This is a genomic window from Rathayibacter sp. AY1A7, from assembly GCF_002930845.1.
GTDB lineage: Bacteria > Actinomycetota > Actinomycetes > Actinomycetales > Microbacteriaceae > Rathayibacter.
Genome location: NZ_PSTL01000007.1, coordinates 44,514 through 64,969, shown reverse-complemented (window position 1 = coordinate 64,969; position 20,456 = coordinate 44,514). Strand labels below are relative to the sequence as shown.

Sequence of the window (20,456 nt, the reverse complement as noted above, 5' to 3'; positions counted from 1 at the left end):
ATGCAGGGGGCGGTGAGCGTGTTGGACCGACTGACGCCTCCGGCACCCCGGACGCGTCGACGCGACAGGAAGTGAGTCACACGCAATGCGCACATTCGTACTCGCCGGAGGATGCTTCTGGTGTCTGGACGCCGTCTACCGCGTCCTCGACGGCGTGACCGACGTCGTCTCCGGCTACACCGGCGGCCGCACGACCGAGCCCGACTACGAGGACGTCTGCTCCGGGCGCACCGGCCACGCCGAGGCCGTCGCCGTCACCTTCGACCCGGAGGTCATCCCCGAGGAGGTCGTCCTCGACGTCTTCTTCACCCTTCACGATCCGCGTCAGCTGAACCGCCAGGGCAACGACGTCGGCACGCAGTACCGCTCGGCGATGTTCTACTCCTCCGACGAGGAGAAGGAGCTGTTCGAGACCGCGCGCGACCGTGCGTCCGAGTGGTGGGACGGCCCGATCGTCACCGAGATCTCGCCGCTGGGCGTCTACTACCCCGCCGAGGACTACCACCAGGACTTCTTCGCGAAGAACCCGGGCCAGGGCTACTGCATGGCGGTCGCACTGCCCAAGGTGAACAAGATCCGCAAGTCCTACTCGAGGTACATCACCGCGTCGTAACGCTCCTCCACAGGGGACGATCCGCTCGTCCTCTCCCCAGAAGGGCCCGCCTCCACCTCGGAGGCGGGCCCTTCGTCGCGACACTGGCCCTGCGGCGCCCGAGCGGTACCAGCCCCCTCCGCCCGGGCGCCGTGCCCGTCACAGCCGTGGCGGGGCAGGAGTAGAGAGGACACGACCATGACCGACACGCTGACCGTCATCGGGACCATCGGCACCGAGCCCCGGAGCATCGACACCTCCAGCGGCACCGCTATGACCAGCTTCCGGCTCGCCTCGACGCAGCGGCGCTACGACCGCTCGGAGCAGCGCTGGGTCGACGTCTCGACCAACTGGTACACCGTCACCGCATTCAACGGCCTGGCCGGCAACGCGCTGTCCTCCCTGTCGCGCGGCGACCGGATCCTCGTCACCGGGCGGCTCGGGGTGAGGGCCTGGGAGGCGGGAGGCAAGGCCGGTACCGATGTGGTCCTCACGGCCGAGGGCATCGGGCACGACCTCGCCTGGGGGACCAGCAGCTTCACGAAGACCGTCGGGCGCGCCTCTGCTCCCGCCCCTGCCGCCGAGCCCGCGTGGAGCGAGGAGGCGCCGCGCGAGGGCGCCGCGGCGGGGGACTGGGGCGCGTCGGGCCATGACCGCGGTGATGCCGCACCCGAGCCGCCGGTGGCGGCGGGCGTCGGCGGAGGCGCTCCCGGTCTCTCGGTAGGATCCGGGGAGACCCCGTTCTGATCCGGGGGACCGGAGCGAGAGCCGTCCCGGTCAGGAGGAGCCGGGCGTGACACGGAACCGAGCGGCCCGCATCGCGCTCGTGCTCGGCGGTCTCGCCGTCTGCCTCTCCGGCTGCACGTCGCCGTCGGCGCCGGACCCCGTGGTGTCCTCCTCCGCAGCCGAGGCGCCGGCACCGGCGGAGTCCACCGCACCCGTCGCCTTCGTGCCGGGCGGGACGACGGAGCAGAACCTCCCCGTGTTCGAGCAGACCCTTCGCGCGGCGGCCGAGCCCGATCCGGAGGTGAGCGGCTCCAGTGTGGTCGACGCGCTCGTCGCGGCGGGGTTCTCCCGCGAAACGATGCAGCTGACGGCCGACGAGACCTCGGTCGGGCTCGACGCGGACTCGGTGCAGGTCTCCGTCAAGCTCGGGGAGTCGTGCCTCATCGGCCAGTATGGCCCGAAGAGCGGCGGGGTGCGGGCGGTGATCGCGGCTCCGATCGCGACCGGCGCCTGCCTGGTCGGCCGGACCGTCCCGATCCAGGGCTGACGCGCTCGCTTCGACCGGGAACCGCTCCGCCATGAGCCCCGGTCGGGGTCAGAAAGGACGAAAGGATCCTCGACAAGGCCCCTCGCCCGTCGAGTCCGAGAGAGCCCGGTGTTCGCCCGTCGCTCCTGCAGGACCACTCCGACCGGTACGGATCCGAGCGTGAGCACCGCCTCGTGCGAGCGGACCGGTCGGCGATCCCGGTGGTCGGCGGCGCCCTCCCCTCCCCGGGACGCCGCTCCGCACGGTTAGGCTGCCCGGACCGACACGTGTGCCCCAGCGCGGGCACCGCGACGGACGTGCCGACGGGAGTGCTCGGCACGAGGACCACGACGAGGGGGAACTCGCCATGACCACATCCCGACCGCAGACGACGACGCGAGCGAGGTGGAGGCGCACCGCCATCGCGGTCGCGAGCACGGCAGCCGTCGTCCTCGGAGTGACGACAGGAGCCGGAGCGGCTGCCGCCGCGGAGAGCCGGATGGTTGCGCTGACGAGTCCCTACAACTGGTCGACCACCGAGACGTTCTCGGCCGCCCAGATCAGTCCCGTCGCGGGCGACGTCACCGCGCTCGACGTCACGCTCTCCGACTCCGCTCGGCCGACGGGTTCCTATCCGGCGTTCACGACCTACAACTGGGCGATCGGTGACTACGACCTCGCCGGGTCGGCGAAGCTCGCGTCCGGGAGCCGCAGCTTCCGCATCGACCTGAAGCAGCCCCTCGCCTCGTTCGGCAGTGGAACCGTCGCCCTCCAGATCACGGCGCAGAAGCAGCCGATCAAGAACCCCCGGGAGCCGATCGGCCAGCCGGTCGACAGCGGCTACGAGCTGACCACGTCGGCCACCCTCTCCGTCGCCGGAGCCTCCGGCAGCGGCGGCGTCGGCGGGGTCGACCTCAGCGGGACCGCGCAGACGCTCCAGCGCAGCGCCGCCTACTTCGCCTACAGCAACGCCGCTGAGGTGCCGGACGTGAAGGGCGGCGACACCGTCGTCCTCGAGTCCAACCAGCCCGGTTTCTACGACCTCCAGGGGCTCACCGCCTACGTCGGTCCCAGCAGGACCGAGCGGATCCCCGCCCAGGTCGTCGCGGACAACGATCAGTCCAAGGTCACCGTGACGATCCCGTCCAGCGCCTACGACGCCTACAAGGACCGTGTGAGCAGCCTGCTCCAGGTCACCGGCATCAGCAACGGCAGGGTGGAGCAGCCCCGCGGAGCGACCATCACGTCGGACGCCGCGGTCCGTGTGACGGGAAGCGGAGCCACCACCCCGCCGGTCACGCCGTCCCCGACGGCCACCGCGACCACCCCGCCGGTCACGCCGACCCCGACCACTCCTCCGGTCACGCCCGCGCCGACCACCACTCCGACGGCCCCGCCCGCCGGCTCGCCGGTCGTCTCGCGCATCTCGGGCACCGACCGTCAGGGCACCGCGGTCGAGGTGTCCAAGCGCACCTTCCCGGCGAACGTCCCCGTCGTCTACGTCGCCACCGGGCAGAACTTCCCGGACGCGCTCAGCGCCGGACCCGCCGCGGCCAAGGCGGGCGGGCCGCTGCTCCTGGTCGACCGCGACTCGATGAGCCAGGTCGTCCGCACCGAGCTGACGCGTCTCAAGCCCGCGAAGATCGTCGTCGTCGGCTCCGAGCTCAGCGTCGGCAGCCAGGTCTACAACGACCTGGCCGCGTATGCGCCGAAGGGGAAGACCACACGCATCGGCGGAGTCGACCGCTACGACACCTCGAAGCTGATCCTCCAGGACGCCTTCAGGGGCGGCTCCTCGATGGCCTGGCTGGCCACGGGCGAGAAGTTCCCCGACGCCCTGAGCGCCAGCGCCGCAGCCGGCGCGAATCGCGCTCCGGTGGTGCTGACCAACGGAACCGGCTCCACGGTGGACCCCCTCACCCAGCAGATCATCAGCGGCCTCAAGGTCAGTAGCTTGACGATCGCGGGCTCCTCGCTCTCGGTCAGCGCCGGCATCGAGCGCTCGATCACGGGCCCGGTGATCACCCGCATCGGCGGGACCGACCGGTACGACACCTCGGAGAAGCTGAACAAGGCGGCCTTCACCTCGGCGAATACCGTCTTCCTCGCGACGGGTGAGAAGTTCCCCGACGCCCTGGCCGGAGCCACGGCGGCGGGCTACACCGGGAGCCCGCTCTTCGCGGTCCAGCCCACCTGCGTGCCCCGGGCGGTCCTCGCCGACATCACCGCGTCCAAGGCGACGCAGGTGATCCTGCTCGGCAGCACGGACACGCTGTCCGAGGCGGTGGAGCGCCTGACGCCCTGCAGCTGATCCGCACCGTCGTCCGCTGACGCGATCCGCCCTCCCCACCGGCCCGGCCGGAGCCGAGGGCGGTCCGCGTTCAGGCGCTCCCTCCGACGCGGACCGGCGAGTTCCCGTTATCCTCGACTGGTGCGGACGGTCCCGCGGCCTGCGCTCCGCGTCGGCCGGGGCCCGGCGTCCCGCCCCGGTCCGAGCCTCCGTCAGCGCCTCCGCGCGGAGCAGGGGACCGGCGGGCGACCCGACTCCGCGCAGACCGACGGACTTGAGGACTGGGCATGGCTGAATACATCTACTCGATGGTGCGCGCGCGGAAGGCGGTCGGCGACAAGCTGATCCTGGACGACGTCACCATGTCGTTCCTGCCGGGAGCGAAGATCGGCGTGGTCGGGCCCAACGGCGCCGGCAAGTCGACGATCCTGAAGATCATGGCGGGGCTCGACACGCCGAGCAACGGCGAGGCGCGGCTCAGCCCGGGCTACACCGTCGGCATCCTGATGCAGGAGCCCGAGCTCGACGAGACCAAGACGGTGCTCGAGAACGTCCAGGAGGGCGTGGGCGAGATCAAGGGCAAGATCGACCGCTTCAACGAGATCTCCCTCGCGATGGCCGACCCGGACGCCGACTTCGACAGTCTCCTCGCCGAGATGGGGACCCTGCAGGAGGCGATCGACGCCGCCGACGCCTGGGACCTGGACTCGCAGCTGGAGCAGGCGATGGACGCGCTGCGCACCCCGCCGGGCGACTCCCTCGTCACCAACCTCTCGGGTGGCGAGAAGCGCCGCGTGGCGCTCACCAAGCTCCTCCTGCAGAAGCCCGACCTGCTGCTGCTCGACGAGCCCACCAACCACCTCGACGCCGAGAGCGTGCTCTGGCTCGAGCAGTTCCTCTCGAAGTACCCCGGCGCCGTGCTCGCCGTCACCCACGACCGGTACTTCCTCGACAACGTCGCGGAATGGATCGCCGAGGTCGACCGCGGGCACCTCTACCCCTACGAGGGCAACTACTCGACGTACCTCGAGAAGAAGAGCGCCCGCCTGGAGGTCCAGGGCAAGAAGGACGCCAAGCTCGCCAAGCGGCTCACGACCGAGCTCGACTGGGTGCGCAGCAACGCCAAGGGCCGTCAGGCGAAGTCGAAGGCGCGCCTGGCGCGCTACGAGGAGATGGCGGCCGAGGCCGAGAAGACGCGCGTGCTCGACTTCGAGGAGATCGTCATCCCGGTGGGCCCACGTCTCGGCTCCCAGGTCATCGACGCGAAGAAGCTGCACAAGCAGTTCGGCGAGCGCGTCCTCATCGACGACCTCAGCTTCACGCTGCCCCGCAACGGCATCGTCGGCGTCATCGGCCCGAACGGCGTCGGCAAGACCACGCTCTTCAAGACGATCGTCGGCTTCGAGCCGCTCGACTCGGGCGACCTGAAGATCGGCGAGACGGTCGACATCTCCTACGTCGACCAGAGCCGCGGCGGCATCGACCCGCAGAAGAACCTGTGGGAGGTCGTCTCCGACGGGCACGACTACATCACCGTCGGGAAGACCGAGATCCCCTCCCGCGCCTACGTCTCGCAGTTCGGCTTCAAGGGCCCGGACCAGCAGAAGAAGGCCGGCGTCCTCTCCGGTGGCGAGCGGAACCGCCTCAACCTCGCGCTGACGCTCAAGCAGGGCGGCAACCTGCTCCTGCTCGACGAGCCCACCAACGACCTGGACGTCGAGACCCTGGGCAGCCTCGAGAACGCGCTCCTCGAGTTCCCGGGCTGCGCCGTGGTGATCACGCACGACCGGTGGTTCCTCGACCGCATCGCGACCCACATCCTCGCCTACGAGGGCACCGAGGAGGATCCGGCCAACTGGTACTGGTTCGAGGGCAACTTCGAGGCGTACGAGGAGAACAAGATCGAGCGCCTCGGCCCGGACGCGGCGAAGCCGCACCGCTCCGCGTACCGCAAGCTCACCCGCGACTGATGCGCCTGCACGTCGCCATCCCGCTGCGCTGGTCGGACTTCGACGCCTACGCGCACGTGAACAACGCTGAGATGCTGCGCCTGCTCGAGGAGGCGCGCATCCAGGCGTTCTGGAAGCCGGACTCGCCGCAGCCCGGCGGGATGGCGACGGCGGTGCTCGACGCACGGCCGGGCGCCGAGTCGATCAGCCTCATCGCCCGGCAGGAGATCGAGTACCTCGCGCCGATCCCGTACATGCGCGCGCCGATCGACGTGGAGCTGTGGATCGGGCGGATCGGCGGGGCGAGCCTCGAGGTCTGCTACGAGCTCTACTCGCCCGCCGGCGTCGTCCCGCGGGTGCTCTTCACGAAGGCGGCCACCACTCTGGTGCTGGTGACGGCCGCGACGGGCAGGCCCCAGCGCATCCCGGAGGAGCTCCGCGAGGCGTGGGGCCCCTACGTCGAGGAGCCCATCACCTTCTCGAAGCGGGGCTGAGCTCAGCCCAGGGGGACGCGGACCATGCCCTCCTGGGCGACGCTCGCCACGAGCACGCCCTCCTGCGTGTAGATGCGCCCGAGCGAGAGCCCGCGTCCGCCGGACGCGCTCGGCGCCTCCTGCACGTAGAGGAGCCACTGGTCCACGCGCGCGGGGCGGTGCCACCACATCGCGTGGTCGAGGCTCGCGATCCGCAGGCCGGGCGTCGTCCAGGCCGCACCGTGCCGGCGGAGCGTGGATTCGAGGATCGTGTAGTCGCTCGCGTAGGCGAGGGCGGCGCGGTGCAGCATCGGATCGTCCGGCAGCGGTCCGAGCGAGCGCATCCACACGCTCTGGTGCGCGACCCGCTCGGGGTCGGCCCGGAGGTACACCGGCTGCTCGACGTGCCGCACGTCGAAGGGGCGCTGCGTGGCCCAGAAGCTGCCGACCGGGTGGTCGACCCCCGCGAGGATCTCAGCGGTGCTCGGCAGCGACTCCGGGTCGGGGATCCCCTCCGGCATCGGCGCCTGGTGGTCGAGGCCCTCGTCCTCGGTCTGGAACGAGGCGATCATCGAGAGGATGGGGCGTCCGTTCTGGTAGGCCTGCGTCCGACGGGTGCAGAAGGAGCGGCCGTCGTGGATCCGGTCGACCGAGAACGTGATCGGCAGGGAGACGTCCCCGGGGCGGAGGAAGTACCCGTGCATCGAGTGCACGGAGCGCCCCTCGACGGTGCGACCGGCCGCGATGAGCGACTGCGCGAGGACCTGGCCGCCGAAGACCCGCCCCTCGGGCATCCACTGCGAGGGACCCGTCGAGATGTCCTCGCTGGTGCGGGCGCCGGTGTCCGTCAGGTCGAGCGCGGTGAGGAACGAGGACAGGGGATCGGGCACGGTACCTCCGGGGTGTCGGGCGGTCGGGCGAGCGGCCTCGGGTAAGTTTATCGACGCGATGAGTTCGTCCTTCTCCCTGGCGGATCCGCCCAGCCTGTCGGATCTGCGCGTCTTCCTCGGCCGTTCGGCCCGGGTCGAGGACGGTGCGGTCCGGCTCCTCGCCGACGACCACGTGCTGGCCGCCTACACGCCGATCCTCCAGCCCCGCGGTCTGCTCGACCGCTCCGCGACCGTGCTGGGCCTGCGCGTCTTCGCGCTCGACGAGCCCGCCGGCTTCGACCGGGTCGTGCCGATCCGTGCGCTGTCGGACCGCCTCGCCCGCCTGCAGTGGGAGCCGGGCGGAGCGGACGGCAAGCCGGTCGTCCTGCCCGACGGCGACGACGCGACGGCGGGGCCCTGGGCGGGCGTCTCCCCGCCCCGCGGCGGCTGGACCCGGCGCGAGCCCGTGGACCCGGGCTTCCTGGAGCGCGTCGCGCGCGAGGGGATCGACGAGATCGCGGCGGCCGTCGGCTCCGAGACGGGCGAGCAGATCGTCGGCCGCGTGCGGTCGAGCGTCTGGGGCCGCCCGCTCGACGGCCTCGAGGACGTCCCGGCGGGAGCGGCGTTCGCCCTCTTCGCGCTCGGGTTCCTCGGCGCCGACGACCCGGTCGCCCTGCTCGAGAGCGGCGCCTGGCGCCGCCTCACCTCACCGCGCGGACACGTGCTGGTCCGCACCCCGGGCTGAGCGGCTACTCCTCGAAGGTGTTCACCATCGCGTGGGCGGCGCGCTCCAGGTAGTCCCAGAGCAGGGCGTCGTCGGCCGGAGCGAGCTCGAGATCGTCGACGGCCGTCCGCATGTGCTGGAGCCAGTGGTCGCGGGCCTCGGGGTTGATCCGGAACGGCTGGTGCCGCATCCGCAGGCGCGGGTGGCCGCGCTCCTCGCTGTAGGTGCCCGGGCCGCCCCAGTACTGCTCGAGGAAGCCGGTCAGCCGCTGGATCGCGCCCTCGAGGTCGTGCTCGGGGTACATCGGCCAGAGGACCTCGTCCTCGCGGACGCCCTCGTAGAAGCGGCGGACCAGGCGCTCGAACGTCGGCCGGCCGCCGATGTGCTCCCAGAAGCTGCGCAGCGGAGGCGTGCCGCCGATCTGCAGGCCGCTCACGAGCGCGCTCCCGTCGGGCCGGAGGTGCCGCCGCCGTCCTGGGGCGGCGTCCCGCTCCCGCGCCGCAGCGCGCGGGGGAGCCGCACGGGCTTGCCGTGCTCGGTGCTGATCGTGGGGGAGGGCGTGGTCCGCGGCGGTTTGGCGCCTCCGACGCTCGTCGCCCCCTCGAAGCCCTCGAGGACGACGGTGGCCAGCGAGGGGAGCTTCACGTCGAGCGCGTCGAGCGACTTCTTCAGGCGCAGGCGCAGCTCGCGGGCGACGTCGTCCTTGGCGGTGGTGCGGGTCTTGACCACGACCCGGATGACCAGGGCGTCGTCGGCGATGGACTCCAGGCCCCAGAGCTCGGGCTTGTCGATGATCCGGGCCCGCCAGCGGCTGCTCGCCGCCAGCTCGTTCGCGGTCGCGAGGACCGTGGACTGCACCTGCTCGAGGTCCGTCTCATAGGGCACGGCCAGGTCGACGATGACGCGCGACCAGCCCTGCGACATGTTCCCGACCCGGACGATCTCGCCGTTGCGGACGAACCAGAGGGTGCCGTTGACGTCGCGGATCTGCGTCACCCGGACGCCGACCGACTCGACCACGCCCGTCGCCTGCCCGGTGTCGACGACGTCGCCGACCCCGAGCTGGTCCTCTGCGACCATGAACAGCCCGTTCAGGACGTCCTTGACGATGTTCTGCGCGCCGAAGCCGAGGCCCGCGCCGAGGGCGGCCGTCAGCAGGGCGAAGGAGCCGATGAGGTCCTTGTCGATCGTCGTCACGATCATGACCAGGGCGATGACGACGATCAGGATCGAGCTCAGGTTGTTGAGGATCGACCCGAGCGTGCGCGTGCGCTGCACCACCCGCACGGCCGCGAGCGGCGACGCGGCGATCGACTGGGTGTCCTCGACGCGCTGGCGGCGCTTCACTCCCGACACGATCTGATCGACGACGCGGCCGATCACGAAGTGGGCGATGACGCGCACCAGCAGCGCGCCCAGCACGATCCCGAGGATCGCGACCACCTTCCAGAAGGGCTCGGATTCGAAGAAGGAGACGGTGGCGGCGACAGGGTCCGGGGTGGAGGTCTGAAGAAGCAGCATGACCGCTCCAGGCTACGGGACGCCTCCCTCCGAGACGGGTGCACGAGCCCCGAGCGCGTATAGATTCGAGGCGGGTCCGCTCGGACCCGGACACCGCCCTGGGAAGGACGCCCGATGCTCCACTCCACCCGGACTCCCGCCGAGAAGCGCCGCCTCTTCCGCGAGCGCCTCGCCTCGGGCGAGCTGCTGCAGCTGCCCGGCGCGTTCACTCCGCTCTCCGCGCGCCTCATCGAGGCGAAGGGCTTCGACGGGATCTACGTCTCGGGCGCCGTGCTCTCGGCCGAGCTGGGGCTGCCGGACATCGGGCTCACCACGCTCAGCGAGGTGGCCGGCCGCTCGCAGCAGATCGCGCGCCTGACCGACCTGCCCGTCCTCGTCGACGCGGACACCGGCTTCGGCGAGCCGCTGAACGTCGCTCGCACGGTGCAGATGCTCGAGGACGCCGGAGTCGCGGGGCTGCACATCGAGGACCAGGTGAACCCCAAGCGCTGCGGGCACCTCGACGGCAAGGCGGTCGTCGACGAGGCGACCTCGGTGCGGAGGATCGCGGCGGCCGTCGACGCGCGCCGCGACTCCGACCTGGTGATCATGGCCCGCACCGACATCCGCGCCCTCGACGGCCTGCCGGCCGCGATCGACCGCGCCAAGCGCCTCGTCGACGCCGGAGCCGACGCAGTGTTCCCTGAGGCGATGCGCGACCTGTCCGAGTTCGAGGCCGTGCGCGCCGCGATCGACGTGCCGATCCTCGCCAACATGACCGAGTTCGGCAAGAGCGAGCTGTTCACCGCGCAGCAGCTCGCCGACGTCGGCGTGAACGTCGTGATCCACCCGGTCTCGCTGCTCCGGATCGCGATGGGCGCCGCGATGCGGGCACTCGACGCCCTCAAGGCGGAGGGCTCGCTCCGCTCGGAGGTCCCGGGCATGCAGACGCGCGCCGAGCTCTACGAGCTCCTCGACTACGCCTCGTACAGCCGCTTCGACGAGGGCGTCTTCGACTTCTCGCTCGCCGACCACTACGGCGCCTGAGCGCGCCGACCCGCACGAACCGGCGGCGCTCCCCGGCGCCGCCGCCCGCCTCTCGCGAAGGAGCGAAGGATGAGCACGACCGATCAGGACATCCGCAAGGGACTCGTGGGGGTCGTCGTCGACACGACGGCCGTCTCGAAGGTCGACCCGGCGTCGAACTCGCTGCTCTACCGCGGCTACCCCGTGCAGGAGCTCGCGGCGGGGACCTCGTTCGAGGACGTGGCCTGGCTGCTCTGGCACGGCGAGCTCCCCACTGCGGAGGAGACGGCCGGGCTGGCCGCCGTGGAGCGGGCCCACCGCGCCCTGGCCCCCGAGGTGCGCACCGTGATCGACCTGCTGCCTCTGTCGGCGCACCCGATGGACGTGGTGCGGACGGCGGTGAGCGTCCTGGGCGCGCTCGAGGAGGATCCGGACGCCGACCCTCCCGAGGCCGTGCTGGAGCGCTCCGTGCGGCTCTGGGCGGCACTGCCGGCGATCGTCGCCTACGCCCAGCGCCGCCTGCGCGGCCTCGAGCCGATCGAGCCGCGCGACGACCTCGACTACTCCGAGAACTTCCTCTGGACGACCTTCGGCGAGGTGCCGGAGCCGGTCGTCGTCGACGCGTTCCGCGTCTCGCTGGTGCTCTACGCCGAGCACTCCTTCAACGCCTCGACCTTCACGGCCCGCGTCGTGACGTCGACGCTGTCGGACGTCCACTCCGCCGTGACCGCCGCTGTCGGAGCGCTCAAGGGACCGCTCCACGGCGGGGCGAACGAGGCCGTGCTGCACGTGCTCGACGAGGTCGGCACCGGACCGGAGGCGGACCGGCGGTCCCGCGAGTGGCTCGCCGAGGCTCTCGGACAGCGCCGGAAGGTCATGGGGTTCGGCCACCGGGTCTACAAGTCGGGCGATTCGCGGGTGCCGACCATGGACGCCGCTCTCCGGCGGCTCGCCGAGCACGAGGGGGCCGGCGAGATGATGGAGCTGTACGACGCCCTGGCCGCGGCGATGGCCGAGCGGACGGGGATCCTGCCGAACCTCGACTACCCGTCCGGCCCCGCCTACCGGCTGATGGGCTTCGACACCGGGATCTTCACTCCGCTGTTCGTCGCCGCGCGGGTGGTGGGCTGGACGGCCCACGTGATCGAGCAGCGGGGCTCGAACGCACTCATCCGGCCGCTGTCCGCCTATGACGGGCCGGAGCGCCGCTCGGTCCCGCAGCGCTAGGCGCCGGGAGCGGGGAGAGCCGCCCGGTCCCGCAGCGCCGAGCGCCGGGGGACCGGGCGGCTCGCTGTCAGCCCCGGGTGTCGCGCTCCTGGGCGCGGAGCGCACGCTCCACGCCGGCCAGGTTCTCGATCACGAGTCGGCGCAGCGCCGGGACCTCCGGGTTCGCGTCGAGCCAGGCGCGGGTGGCGTCGACGATCTCCTGCGAGGGCGTGGCGGCCGGGTAGAAGCCGACGACCAGGTACTCGGCGATCTTGTAGCTCTTCGACTCCCAGAGGGTGCGGAGGGCGTCGAAGTAGACCGGGACCATCGCGTCGAGCAGGCGCGGGTCGGCGGCGCGCTGGAAGCCCAGGCCCGTCGAGCGGACGATCGTGTTCGGTGCCGAGTCGTCGGCCGTGACGGAGTCCCACGCCGCGCGCTTCGCCTCCGCGGTCGGCAGTGCGGCACGGGCGTGCGCGGCCGACTGCTGGCCGGTCGCCGTGTTGTCCGAGGCGAGCGCCGCGTCGATGTCGTCCGCACCGGCCCGCCCGCCGGCGACGAGAGCGATCAGCAGCTCCCATCCGAGGTCGGTGTCGATGTCGAGGCCGCCGAGGGCGGTGGAGCCGTCGAGCAGCGCCTGCACGGCCTCGAGGTGCGCCGGGGTGGACGCGATCGCGGCGAAGAACTTCACGAACTGGAACTGCGCGTCGCTGCCCGGCTCGGCGCTCTGCGCGAGCGTCCACAGCTGATCGCCCGCCTCCTCGACGACCTCGGCCCGGTACTCCGGAGCGACGTACTGGGTGGCGGTGGCGACGAGCTGGTTGAGCACCGTCCGCAGGGTCGTGGACTCGGTCTCGGTCGCGACGTTGCCCAGGACGAGGCGGACGAAGTCGCGCGGCGCCGACTCGGCGTCGCGGGTCGAGTCCCAGACCGAGCCCCAGACCAGCGAGCGGGCCAGGGGGCTGTCGATGCTCGCGAGGTGCTCGACGGCCACGGCGAGCGAGGCGTCGTCGAGGCGGACCTTCGCGTAGGCGAGGTCGTCGTCGTTGAGCAGCACGAGCGCCGGACGGGTGCGGCCGATCAGCTCGGGCACCTCGGTGCGCTCCCCGTCGACGTCCAGCTCGAGGCGCTCGACGCGGACGAGGCGCTCGCCCTTGAAGTCGTACAGGCCGATCGCCAGGCGGTGCGGGCGGATCGTCGGGTACTCCTCGACCGCGGTCTGCAGGATCGCGAAGGACGCGATCGCTCCGCTCTCGTCGACCGCGATCTCGGGGCGGAGCGTGTTCACGCCGGCCGTCCCGAGCCACTGCGCCGACCACTCGGTGAGGTCGCGCCCGCTGGTGGCCTCCAGCTCGACCAACAGGTCGCGCAGCTCCGTGTTCGAGAAGGCGTGCTTGACGAAGTACTCGTGGACGCCGGCGAGGAACTCCTTCTCGCCGACCCACGCGACGAGCTGCTTGAGCACCGAGGCGCCCTTGGCGTAGGTGATGCCGTCGAAGTTGACCTGGACGTCCTCGAGGTCGTTGATGGTCGCGACGATCGGGTGGGTCGAGGGCAGCTGGTCCTGGCGGTAGGCCCAGCTCTTCTCCATCGCGGCGAAGGTGGTCCACGCCTCGGTCCACTCCGTCGCCTCCGCGGTGGCGAGGGTGGAGGCGTACTCGGCGAACGACTCGTTGAGCCAGAGGTCGTTCCACCACTTCATCGTGACCAGGTCGCCGAACCACATGTGGGCGAGCTCGTGGAGGATCGTGACGACCCGGCGCTCCTTGATCGCGTCCGTCACCTTGGAGCGGAACACGTAGGTCTCGGTGAAGGTCACCGCTCCCGCGTTCTCCATCGCGCCGGCGTTGAACTCGGGGACGAACAGCTGGTCGTACTTCGCGAACGGGTACGGGACGCCGAACTTCTCCTCGTAGAAGGCGAAGCCCTGCTTCGTCTTCTCGAACACGTAGTCGGCGTCGAGGAAGGGCGCGAGCGAGGCCCGGGCGAAGACCCCCAGCGGGATGGTGCGGCCGTCGGAGGAGACGAGCGAGTCGGTCTCGACCACGTAGGGTCCGGCGACGAGGGCCGTGATGTAGGAGGAGATGCGCGGGGTGGGCTCGAAGCTCCACGTCGCGATCCCCTCGCCCGCCGGGACCGGCTCGGGAGTGGGCTGGTTCGACACGACCTGCCACTGCGCGGGCGCGGTGACGGTGAAGCGGAACTCGGCCTTGAGGTCCGGCTGCTCGAACACCGCGAAGACGCGGCGGGAGTCGGGCACCTCGAACTGCGAGTACAGGTACACCTCGCCGTCGACGGGGTCGACGAAGCGGTGCAGGCCTTCGCCCGTGTTGGTGTAGAGCATGTCGGCGACGACGGTGAGCTCGTTGTCCGCGGCCAGGGCGTCGAGGCGGATGCGGACGCCGTCGGCGACGTCGGCGGGGTCGAGCTCCGCGCCGTTGAGGGTGACGGAGTGGACCGTGCCCGTGACGGCGTCGATGAAGCTCGAGGCGCCCTCGGTGGCGGAGAAGCGCACCGTGGTCGTGCTGAGGAAGGTCTCGGCTCCCCGGGTCAGGTCGAGGGCGATGTCGTAGTCGTGGACCTGGATCAGCGAGGCGCGCTCCTGCGCCTCGCTCCGGGTGAGGTTGTCTCCTGGCACGGGGGTGCTCCATCCGTTCGTCTCGGGCGCTGCCGCGGGCGCCGGGGTGCGGGCGCCGCCGATCCACCCTAGAGCTGCCGGGACCCGCCATGGAGCCCCGTGGCGCCGATCCTGCGGAGCCGCCGGGGAGCGCGGACGCGGCCGCGGCGAGCGGCGTAGCGTGTCCCCATGACCTCTGTGGACTTCTGGTTCGACCCCTCCTGCCCGTGGGCCTGGATGACCTCGCGATTCGTGGACGAGGTGACCCCCGCGCGCGACCTCGACGTGCAGTGGCACATCATGAGCCTCGCCGTCCTCAACGAGGACAAGGACGTGGACGACTCGTACCGCGCCTTCCTCCCGCGCGCGCTGCGCTACACGCGCCTGGTGGCCGCCGTCGCCGAGCGCGAGGGCCGCGAGCACGTGAAGCCGCTCTACGACGCGCTCGGCACCCGGATCCATCCGGGGGGGCGCACCGACGTCGACGCGGTGATCGCCGAGTCGCTGGCCGAGCTCGGCCTGCCTGCGGAGCTCGCCGCCCACGCCGACACGGACGAGTACGACGAGCCGATGCGCGCCTCCCACTTCGACGGGATCGAGCGGGTCGGCCAGGACGTCGGCACTCCGGTGATCGCGATCGGCGACGTCGCCTTCTTCGGCCCCGTCATCTCGCCGATCCCGAGGGGCGAGCAGGCGCTGACCCTCTGGGACGGCATCGTCGCCGCCGCCTCCTTCGACGGCTTCTTCGAGCTCAAGCGCTCGCGGACCCGCGACCCGCAGTTCGACTGAGCCGACTCGCGGTACTCTGACTCCCGGCCCGGGCACCGCGGGCCCCAGACGGCTCTTCCGGAGGAGTTCTCTCGTGCGCATCCACATCGCCACGGACCACGCAGGGCTGGACTTCAGCCGTCACCTGATCGAGCACCTCGGCGCCGCCGGTCACGACGTGATCGACCACGGCCCCACGTCCTACGACCCGCTGGACGACTACCCGTCCTTCTGCATCAACGCCGCCGCCGCGGTCGTCCGCGATCAGGAGGCGGGGGTCGAGGCCCTCGGCGTCGTCTTCGGCGGCTCGGGCAACGGCGAGCAGATCGCGGCGAACAAGGTCGCGGGCGTGCGCGCGGCGCTCGTCTGGAACCTGAGCACCGCCGTGCTGGCCCGCCAGCACAACGACGCGAACGTCATCTCGATCGGGGCCCGCCAGCACTCCGTCGAGGAGGCCACCGGCTTCATCGACGCGTTCGTCGCCGAGCCCTTCACCTTCGAGGAGCGCCACGTGCGCCGCATCGCGCAGCTCGCCGAGTACGAGGCCACCGGCGACATCGCCGGCCGGGTCGTCGACTCCGCCGCGAAGGAGCGCTGAGTGCCCGAGGGGCACTCCGTCCATCGGATCGCCCTGCAGTTCGAGCGCGACGTCGTCGGGCACCGCGTCGCGACCAGCAGCCCCCAGGGCCGCTTCACCGAGGGAGCCGCGCTCCTCGACGGGCGCGAGGTCCTCGAGTCCACGGCCGTCGGCAAGCACCTGCTGCTGCGCTTCGAGGGCGACCTGACGCTGCACGTCCACCTCGGCCTCTACGGCGCGTGGGACTTCCTCGGGCACGTCTCGCCGCTGTTCCCGGACGGGAAGGCCGGCAGCAGCATCGGCGCTCCCCGGCGCCGCCGCGCCGTGCGCCTCTCCGAGACGGAGCACGAGACCGACTCCGATCTCGACGAGTTCCCGCCGAAGCCCGTGGGCGCGGTGCGCGTGCGCATCATGACGGAGGAGACCGTCGCCGACCTGCGCGGCCCCACCGCCTGCGAGGTGATGGACCCCGCCCAGGTGGAGGCCCTCCTCGCCCGCCTCGGTCCGGATCCGGCCGACGACGACTCCGACGAGGCTCGCGACCGCTTCGTGAACCGGCTCCGCAGGACGGCGACGCCGGTCGGGCTGGTGCTGATGGACCAGTCCGTGGTCAGCGGCATCGGCAACATCTACCGCGCGGAGCTGCTCTACCGCGCCGGCCTCGACCCGCACACTCCCGGCAAGCAGGTGCCGCTGGAGCTCGCACAGGAGCTGTGGCGGGACTGGGCGGACCTGCTCGAGGACGGCATCCGGACCGGGATGATGATCACGCGCCGCGGCCTGACGAAGACCGAGCGCTCGAAAGCCGTCCGCAGCCGCGCCGAGCGCAACTACGTCTACAAGCGCGAGGGTCTGCCGTGCCGCGTCTGCGGCACGAACGTGCTGCTCGAGGAGATCGGCGCGCGCAAGCTCTACTGGTGCCCGGTGTGCCAGTCGTGAGCGCCGGTGGAGAGACGCCGGCCCGGTCCCGCGCCCGCCGAGCCGTCCGCCCCGCGCTCCGCGAGGCCGCCCGATGACCGGCGGTCTCCTGCTCCGGGGCGCCCGCCTCCTCGGCTCGTCCCGACCCGGTGCCGTGCTCCTGCGCGACGGCCGCGTGGAAGCGGTCGGACCGGACGCCGCCGCCGCCCCGGGCGACGAGGTGCGCGACCTCGACGGGCGCTGGGTGCTCCCCGGCCTCTGGGACGAGCACGTCCACTTCTCCCAGTGGGCGATGACGGCACCGCGCCTGGACGTCTCGTCAGCCGACTCGGCCCGCGGAACGGCGGACGCGGTCCGACGTCGCCTGGCGGAGGAGCCCGGTACCGGCACGCTGATCGGCTTCGGCTTCCGCGACGGCCTCTGGCTGGAGCCGCCGACGACCGCGCTCCTGGACGAGGTCTCTCCGGAACGGCCCGTCGTGCTGATCAGCGGCGACCTGCACTGCGCCTGGCTGAACTCCGCCGCGTACCGGCGCTACGCCGTCGCTCCCGAGCCCGAGCTGCTGCGCGAGGACGCCTGCTTCGAGCTCGTCACCGCACTCGGAGCCCTCGGCGACGACGAGCTCGACGCGCTCGCCGACGCGGCGGCCCGGCGGGCTGCGGCCCGCGGGGTGGTCGGCGTCGTCGACCTCGAGATGCGCTGGAACGCGGGGGACTGGCCCCGTCGCGTCGACGGCGGAACCCGCTCCCTCCGCGTCGACACCGGCGTCTACCGCGACCACCTCGACCGCGCCCTCGCGGACGGACTGCGCACGGGCGACGAGCTCGACGGCGGTGACGGCCTGCTGCGGATGGGCCCGCTCAAGGTCCTGATCGACGGCTCCCTCAACACGAGGACCGCCTACTGTGCCCACCCCTACGCCGACCACGACGGCAACGGCGTCCTCACCGTGGAGCCCGCCGAGCTGGACGAGCTGCTCGCCCGCGCGGCCGCCGGGGGCATCCGCTCCACCGTGCACGCGATCGGAGACGCCGCGGCGACGCTGGCTCTGGACGCGCTCGGCCGGATCGGCGGGGGCCGGATCGAGCACGCTCAGCTGCTCGCGGAGGCCGACCTTCCGCGGTTCGCCGCGCTCGGCGTGGAGGCCGGAGTGCAGCCCGCGCACGCGCTCGACGACCGCGAGGTGGCGGAGCGGTACTGGCCGGGACGCACCGGCCGGGCGTTCCCGCTGCGCTCGCTGCTCGACTCCGGGGCCCGCGTGGTGCTCGGCTCGGACGCTCCGGTCGCTCCGCTCGACCCGTGGGTCGCGATCTCGGCCGCGGTCGCGCGGGCGCTGCCCGGCGACGAGCCCTGGCATCCGGAGCAGCGGGTGAGCGTCGAGGAGGCGATCGTCGCCTCGACCCGGGTGCGCCGGCTCAGGCCCGCGGCCGGCGATCCCGCCGATCTCGTGGTGGTCGACCGCGATCCGCTCGCCGCCGACGCGGGAGCCCTCCGATCCATGCCGGTCGCCGCGACCCTCCTGGCGGGCCGCTTCACGCACGGCGGCTGACCCGCGCCCGTCGCGACACCGGCTGCTCCGGATCGCGCGGACGGGCCCGGGAACGACGACGGCCCGCGGGATCCGAGGATCCGCGGGCCGGTCGAGGCGTGGTGCTCAGCTCTCGCTGACGTGGGCGAAGAGGAACCAGCGGTCCTTCTCGAGGCCGCGGCCGATCTCGATCGCGACGTCCTGGCTGCTCGCGTCGATCTCGGCGAGCTCGGCGATCGCCGTGTTGACGGTCGCGATGGCGACGTCCATCTGGCGGATGATCTCGACGATCGCGTTCTCGGAGCGCTGGAAGCCGGGGGTGAGGGGTTCGGACCGCGTCGCCGAGGCGACGGTCTGGATGCGGGCGTCGACCGGGAGGCCGAGGGCGACGACGCGCTCCGCGGCGAGGTCGGCCCACTCGATGGCGCGGCCGACGATCGCGTCGAGCAGCTCGTGGACGCCGATGAAGTTGGCGCCGCGGACGTGCCAGTGCGCCTGCTTGCCGTTGACGGCGAGCGCGGTCATCTCGACGACGACGGGGCTGAGGAACTGGGCGACTCCGGATGCGACATCCGGGTTCGACGAGGTGAGCGACGTGACGGACGTGGTGGACATCGTCTGGTCCTTTCGAGAGGGGGTGACTGATCGTCAACAGTACGCAGATCCCCCGGCGCCGCAAGGAAGCGCAGGCTCGGCTCAGTCCGGTGAAGGACAGGCTCACCTCGGTCGCGGAGGGGCGTCACGGGGGCTTCCCCCCGGGTGCCCGGAGCCGTGCCGCCGGTACGCTCGACCGGGTCGCGGCGGCGGCGGGAGCGGACAGGAGGCGCGGATGAGCGGAGCATCGACGGCCCTCGGCGAGGCCTCGCGCGCCTACCTCCGGCTCTGGCGCGGACTGCCCCGGGAGGTGCTCGCGCTGGTGGCCGCGATCCCGGTCGCGCTCCTCGGTGCCTTCTGCGCCGGCGTCGCGCTGGCCGTCGCGCTCGGGCTCGTCGGAGTCCTGATCGGCCTGGTGTTCCTGCCCGCCGCCCTCTACACGGCGCGCTTCTTCTCGCGGGCCGCCGTCGGCCTCGACGTGCTGGCCGGACGGCCCGCCGTCCCCCGGCCGCAGTGGCGGCGACCGCCCTCCGCCGTCACTCCCTCGACCTTCGCCCTCTACGGTCCGGTGATCGACGGGCACTACTGGCTCGCTCTCCTGCACACGCTCGTCGTGGCTCCGGTGCTCGCGCTGCTGTCCGGACTGCTCCTCGCGCTGTGGACCTGGGCGGGCCCGGGCACGGTGGCCGCCGCGCTCACGGGGGCCCCCGGTCCGGCCCGCCTGCTGGCCGAGAGCGGGGCCGCTCTGCTGGGCGCCCCGCAGCCTCCGGCGGGACTGGTCGCCGCGGCGACGGTCGCCACGACCGTCCTCTTCGTCTCGACCCTGCCGTTCGCCACCCGCGGCCTCTCCCTCCTGCACTGGCTGGTCGACCGTCTCCTGCTCGGCCCGTGGGAGTCGGAGGCGCTCCAGCGCGAGGTCGCCGAGCTGAGCGCTTCCCGCGGCGCAGCCGTCGCCGCCGAGGACCGCGCGCTGCGCCGGCTCGAGCGCGACATCCACGACGGCCCGCAGCAGCGCCTGATCCGGGTGCAGATGGACCTGGCCTCGGCCCGCAACCGACTCGCCGCCGACCCGGAGTCCGCCGCCCGCCTGGTCGACGAGGCTCGCGAGCACGTGCGCGCCGCGCTCGACGAGCTGCGCGCCCTCTCCCGCGGAGTGGCGCCGCCGATCCTGCAGGACCGGGGCTTCGAGGCGGCGGTGCACTCGCTCGCCGAGCTCAGCCCGGTGCCGGTCGAGGTCCTCACCGAGCACCCCGTGGCGGACGTGCCGCCCGAGGTCGAGCGCAGCGTCTACTTCGTCGTCGCCGAGCTGCTCGCCAACGTCTCCAAGCACTCCGGTGCCCGATCGGTGCGGGTGCACCTCGACACCCGCGACTCCGGCGCTCCGGGGGAGCGCTGGCTCGACGCCTGGGTGGTCGACGACGGAGTCGGCGGGGCGTCGCCGGTCGCCGGTCACGGCCTCGAGGGGGTCGGCGGGCGCGTCCGGGGCCTGCGCGGGATCCTGAGCGTGGAGTCGCCGGTCGGCGGGCCGACCACGGTCGGGGTGCACGTCCCCTACCGCCCGGCCGTCCTATCCTGA

At 72.3% G+C, this 20,456-nt stretch carries 19 protein-coding genes; 14 read left to right on the top strand and 5 right to left on the bottom strand.

What is annotated here, in order from left to right:
* Nucleotides 1–85 precede the first annotated feature (85 nt).
* The 6 genes from msrA to C5B95_RS07745 all read left to right on the top strand — a co-directional run bounded on the left by msrA (nt 86) and on the right by C5B95_RS07745 (nt 6,577).
* Nucleotides 86–613, top strand: a complete 528-nt coding sequence (gene msrA / locus C5B95_RS07770; protein ID WP_104348884.1) for a peptide-methionine (S)-S-oxide reductase MsrA — start codon at nt 86–88, stop codon at nt 611–613.
* 177 nt (nt 614–790) lie between these two features.
* Nucleotides 791–1,339 (top strand): single-stranded DNA-binding protein, encoded by a 549-nt coding sequence (locus C5B95_RS07765; protein ID WP_104232526.1) that lies wholly within the window; start codon nt 791–793, stop codon nt 1,337–1,339.
* Nucleotides 1,340–1,385: 46 nt separating this feature from the next.
* Entirely contained in the window at nt 1,386–1,865 is a 480-nt protein-coding gene (locus C5B95_RS07760) for a DUF6993 domain-containing protein (protein WP_104348883.1), read from the top strand.
* A 346-nt stretch (nt 1,866–2,211) separates the two neighbouring features.
* Nucleotides 2,212–4,155, top strand: a complete 1,944-nt coding sequence (locus C5B95_RS07755) for a cell wall-binding repeat-containing protein (protein WP_146076541.1) — start codon at nt 2,212–2,214, stop codon at nt 4,153–4,155.
* A gap of 266 nt (nt 4,156–4,421) precedes the next feature.
* Entirely contained in the window at nt 4,422–6,104 is a 1,683-nt protein-coding gene (ettA, locus tag C5B95_RS07750) for an energy-dependent translational throttle protein EttA (protein ID WP_104223708.1), read from the top strand.
* Nucleotides 6,104–6,577 (top strand): thioesterase family protein, encoded by a 474-nt coding sequence (locus C5B95_RS07745; protein WP_104223707.1) that lies wholly within the window; start codon nt 6,104–6,106, stop codon nt 6,575–6,577. The genes ettA and C5B95_RS07745 overlap by 1 nt, the downstream gene beginning before the upstream one ends.
* A gap of 2 nt (nt 6,578–6,579) precedes the next feature.
* Here the strand turns inward: C5B95_RS07745 and C5B95_RS07740 are convergent, their stop codons facing one another.
* Nucleotides 6,580–7,446: an acyl-CoA thioesterase II gene (locus C5B95_RS07740; protein ID WP_244230637.1), complete on the bottom strand. Its 867-nt coding sequence runs from the start codon at nt 7,444–7,446 to the stop codon at nt 6,580–6,582.
* Between the two features lie 58 nt (nt 7,447–7,504).
* Here C5B95_RS07740 and C5B95_RS07735 point away from each other — a divergent pair, with 58 nt between their 5' ends.
* Complete coding sequence (locus C5B95_RS07735; RefSeq protein ID WP_104348881.1) at nt 7,505–8,170, top strand: hypothetical protein; 666 nt, start codon at nt 7,505–7,507, stop codon at nt 8,168–8,170.
* A 4-nt stretch (nt 8,171–8,174) separates the two neighbouring features.
* Here the strand turns inward: C5B95_RS07735 and C5B95_RS07730 are convergent, their stop codons facing one another.
* Both C5B95_RS07730 and C5B95_RS07725 read right to left on the bottom strand, forming a co-directional pair.
* A complete protein-coding gene (locus tag C5B95_RS07730) occupies nt 8,175–8,585 on the bottom strand; it encodes a globin (protein WP_279630823.1) in 411 nt (136 codons plus the stop codon).
* A complete protein-coding gene (locus tag C5B95_RS07725; RefSeq protein WP_104223705.1) occupies nt 8,582–9,670 on the bottom strand; it encodes a mechanosensitive ion channel family protein in 1,089 nt (362 codons plus the stop codon). Before C5B95_RS07725 ends, C5B95_RS07730 begins: the two co-directional genes overlap by 4 nt.
* Before the next feature lie 114 nt (nt 9,671–9,784).
* Here C5B95_RS07725 and prpB point away from each other — a divergent pair, with 114 nt between their 5' ends.
* Nucleotides 9,785–10,696 carry a methylisocitrate lyase gene (gene prpB, locus C5B95_RS07720; RefSeq protein ID WP_104223704.1) on the top strand — a complete coding sequence of 304 codons (912 nt, stop codon included), beginning with the start codon at nt 9,785–9,787 and terminating at the stop codon, nt 10,694–10,696.
* Between the two features lie 69 nt (nt 10,697–10,765).
* Nucleotides 10,766–11,902 carry a bifunctional 2-methylcitrate synthase/citrate synthase gene (locus C5B95_RS07715; protein WP_104348880.1) on the top strand — a complete coding sequence of 379 codons (1,137 nt, stop codon included), beginning with the start codon at nt 10,766–10,768 and terminating at the stop codon, nt 11,900–11,902.
* Between the two features lie 67 nt (nt 11,903–11,969).
* On the opposite strand, the gene pepN is transcribed toward C5B95_RS07715, so the two are convergent.
* Nucleotides 11,970–14,516 carry an aminopeptidase N gene (pepN, locus tag C5B95_RS07710; RefSeq protein WP_104348879.1) on the bottom strand — a complete coding sequence of 849 codons (2,547 nt, stop codon included), beginning with the start codon at nt 14,514–14,516 and terminating at the stop codon, nt 11,970–11,972.
* A 168-nt stretch (nt 14,517–14,684) separates the two neighbouring features.
* On the opposite strand from pepN, the gene C5B95_RS07705 reads away from it, so the two are divergent.
* The 4 genes from C5B95_RS07705 (at nt 14,685) to C5B95_RS07690 (ending at nt 18,307) form a co-directional block, all read left to right on the top strand.
* A complete protein-coding gene (locus C5B95_RS07705) occupies nt 14,685–15,284 on the top strand; it encodes a DsbA family protein (protein ID WP_104348878.1) in 600 nt (199 codons plus the stop codon).
* A 73-nt stretch (nt 15,285–15,357) separates the two neighbouring features.
* Nucleotides 15,358–15,861, top strand: coding sequence for a ribose-5-phosphate isomerase (locus C5B95_RS07700; protein ID WP_104223700.1), 504 nt, complete (start codon nt 15,358–15,360; stop codon nt 15,859–15,861).
* The gene (locus tag C5B95_RS07695) at nt 15,862–16,779 is read left to right on the top strand and encodes an Fpg/Nei family DNA glycosylase (RefSeq protein ID WP_104348877.1); all 918 of its coding nucleotides are present in this window, start codon (nt 15,862–15,864) and stop codon (nt 16,777–16,779) included. It begins immediately after the preceding gene.
* Between the two features lie 73 nt (nt 16,780–16,852).
* Nucleotides 16,853–18,307, top strand: coding sequence for an amidohydrolase (locus tag C5B95_RS07690; RefSeq protein ID WP_104348876.1), 1,455 nt, complete (start codon nt 16,853–16,855; stop codon nt 18,305–18,307).
* Between the two features lie 105 nt (nt 18,308–18,412).
* Here the strand turns inward: C5B95_RS07690 and C5B95_RS07685 are convergent, their stop codons facing one another.
* Complete coding sequence (locus C5B95_RS07685; RefSeq protein WP_104232536.1) at nt 18,413–18,901, bottom strand: Dps family protein; 489 nt, start codon at nt 18,899–18,901, stop codon at nt 18,413–18,415.
* A gap of 214 nt (nt 18,902–19,115) precedes the next feature.
* Here C5B95_RS07685 and C5B95_RS07680 point away from each other — a divergent pair, with 214 nt between their 5' ends.
* Complete coding sequence (locus tag C5B95_RS07680; protein ID WP_104267229.1) at nt 19,116–20,456, top strand: histidine kinase; 1,341 nt, start codon at nt 19,116–19,118, stop codon at nt 20,454–20,456.